Source organism: Protofrankia sp. CiP1_Cm_nod4 (assembly GCF_982290645.1).
Map to the genome: position 1 here is coordinate 7,114 of NZ_CEVIVC010000045.1, position 1,822 is coordinate 8,935.

Genomic DNA, 1,822 nt, shown 5'->3' on the forward strand with positions numbered 1-1,822 from the left:
AGCCCCGCGGATCGTTAGGTTCCGGCCTACATGATCATCGTGTCGTAGTCGGAGTGGCGCTGAGACTGGCTACGGACGGTCCTGGCAGACCTCGAGCCGGTGACCGATCTCCAGCACGGTCACGAGGAGCACGCCTCATCTGCCCGAGCCAGGCGCTGAAGCCACTGCGGGGACACGCGTCGTGTCGCGGTTGCGCGCGCCGTGCAGCGGTTGAAGGTGCGGTCTCCGGCCGTCCGCTCCCGGGTACCGGCCTTCCGGGAGGAAGCTGGTCCAGTCCTACTGCCTGATCATGATATTGCGGGTTTTCTCATCCATTTGTGTTATTTGGTGCCTATCGGCTGTTTCGTGCGCACCTGGCGGGCCCGCTCTTGACAACAAACACTTGTTTGTTAACGCTGGCTGCACTCGGCGAATAGGCACCCCGCCGCCCTGTCGTCCGTAGCCGGGCCGGATCGGGAGGCCTGAGCAGGAGAGGATCCGCATGAGCATCAGCGTGGACCCGAGCGGTCCTTTACACACGCAGTCACGACCTGAACGCTTCTGGAGCACGACGAACGTGGGGGAGGCACTCCCGGGCGTGGCGACACCCCTGGGGTGGTCGCTATGGGGGCCCGCGGTCGACGTCGGGGTTCGTGACTGCTTCGCACGCATGGGGGCGCTCGCGTCCGGTGACGTCCGTGTGCAGGACGATCCCAACGACGCCGTCGCCGCCGTCTTCTACGGCCGCGCCGCCCTGAACGTCAACTTCTTCTGCGAGATGGGCGGGCTGCTGCCCGGCTCAGGGCCGGACGCGATCGCGCGCCAGCTGCTCGGCGAGGTCCCGGCGGGCATCCCGTTGGCCCGCTCCAGGCGCCGCCTGCCGTTCGTCGCAGCCAGGATGCCCTACGCGCTGGCCACCGTCCGCCGGGACGTGATCGCGCGGACCGGGCCGACGAAGGCCTGGTGGCAGGCCTGGGTACCGCGGTTCGACACCCTCGACGAGGCCGGCGCCCGGCACGCGCTGGCCGAGGGCCGGGACCGCTTCACGGAGATGATCCGGGTGCAGGCCGGCGGCGTGTTCATCGGGGTGCAGGCGGTCTACGACCAGCTGCTCACCCTCATCGAGAAGGCCGGTCTGGACCACGCGCAGGCCAACGCGCTCGTCGCCGGCCAGGGCTCGCACGCCGAGACCGACATCATCTTCGACCTGTGGCGGATGGGACGCGGGGAGCTGACGCTCGACGCCTTCCTCACCAGGCACGGCTACCATGGCCCGCGCGAGGGCGAGGTCTCCGGGCGGGTCTGGCGTGAGGATCCCGCGCCGGTGCTCCGTCTCGCCGCGCAGTACGGCGAACGCGACGACACCCAGGACCCGGCGCTGGCCGCCGCGGAGCGGGCCCGGGCGCGCGAGCGGGCCGAGCGTGAGCTGCTGGCCGGGCTGCCTGCCGCGCGGCGGCCGGGAGCGAAGCTCGTGCTGAAGCTGGCCGTGTCACGGATCCCGCTGCGCGGCGTCGCCAAGGCCGCCTACCTGCAGGCTCTCGACGTCGCCCGCGGAGCCGCCCGGCGCCTGGGCGCGCTGCTGGCCGCGGACGGGCGTCTCGACGATCCCGAGGACGTGTTCCTGTTCGAGGTCTCCGAGCTCGTCGACGGGCTGCCCGCCGGGGCGAAGGAGATCGCCGCCCGGCGGCGTGCGCAGCGCGCGGACTTCCTGCGTCACGACATCCCCACGCACTGGCAGGGCCGGCCCGTGCCCTTCGCACTGGTATCCGCGGACGACAGGCCCGACACGTCCGACACATCCGGCGCGTCCGGCATGCCTGGCGCGAGGGGCACGGGGGAGGCG

Annotated in this window: 1 protein-coding gene; it reads left to right on the plus strand. The window is 71.2% G+C overall.

Annotated features, from left to right (window positions below):
- Positions 1–577 precede the first annotated feature (577 nt).
- The coding region (locus AC5LSR_RS10975) for a Rossmann-fold NAD(P)-binding domain-containing protein (protein ID WP_493468410.1) at positions 578–1,822 on the plus strand (1,245 nt) is incomplete at its 3' end.